At 66.6% G+C, this 1,031-nt stretch carries 1 pseudogene; it reads right to left on the minus strand.

What is annotated here, in order from left to right:
• A pseudogene (locus tag EN969_RS32670) lies at window positions 1–1,031 on the minus strand (DNA mismatch repair protein MutS); the annotation flags it as partial.

Consider the following 1,031-nt stretch of genomic DNA (forward strand, 5'->3'; position numbering starts at 1 on the left):
GATGTCGCCGGCACGAACGAGCCGGTCTGGGCCAGGATGGCGATCAGCGCGTTTTGCCGCAGGAATGTCGATTTACCGCCCATGTTCGGGCCGGTCAAAAGCCAGATCGCGCCGTTCCGGGCAGCTCCCTCCGGCGACAGGTCGCAATCATTGGCGACGAACGGGCCTTCGCCGGAGCGGCGCAAGGCCTGTTCGACCACCGGATGCCGCCCGCCCGTAATCTCGAAGGCAAGGCTCGAATCCACCACCGGCCGGCACCAGGCTTCGCTTTCCGACAGAAGCGCGAGCGCCGCGGAGACATCGAGCACGGCCAGCGCATCGGCGCCGGCACGGATCTTCTCCGCTTCGCCGACCGCTTCCGTCGTCAGCGCCTCGAAGGCGGCCAGTTCGATGTTGAGCGCCCGGTCGGCGGCATTGGCGATCTTGGTCTCGAGCTCGGCAAGCTCGGTCGTGGTAAAGCGCATGGCGTTGGCCATGGTCTGGCGGTGGATGAAGCGCGCCTTGGCGCCATCGCTGCCGGTCATCACAGCATGGTGGTTGGCGGTCACCTCGATATAGTAGCCGAGCACATTGTTGTGCCGGATTTTCAGCGAGCGGATGCCGGTCTCGTCGATCAGCGAGCGTTCCAGCCCGGCGATCACCTTTCGCGATTCGTCGCGCAGCGCCCGCATCTCGTCGAGATCGGCATGGTAGCCGCCACGAACGAAGCCGCCGTCGCGCTTGAGCAGCGGCAGTTCGTCGCCAAGTGCCTGCATCAGATGCTGCGAAAGCGCTTGGGGCAGTGCATGGATGGCGGCCAATGCCGCCGCAAGTTCCGGGGGCAGGGCGGTCGCGGCAAAGATTTCGGCGATCGCGCCTGCCGCCTCGAAGCCGGCGCGCAGCGCGCCAAGGTCGCGCGGCCCACCCCGGTTGAGCGCCAGCCTGGACAGCGCGCGGGGCATGTCGGCAACGCTCTTCAGGCTCGACCGCACCGCCTGGCAAAGTCGCGTTTCGGAACGAAAGAACGACACTGAGTCCAGCCTGGCGCCGAT

This window comes from Mesorhizobium sp. M7A.F.Ca.CA.003.01.2.1 (genome assembly GCF_003998945.1).
Lineage (GTDB): Bacteria > Pseudomonadota > Alphaproteobacteria > Rhizobiales > Rhizobiaceae > Mesorhizobium > Mesorhizobium ciceri.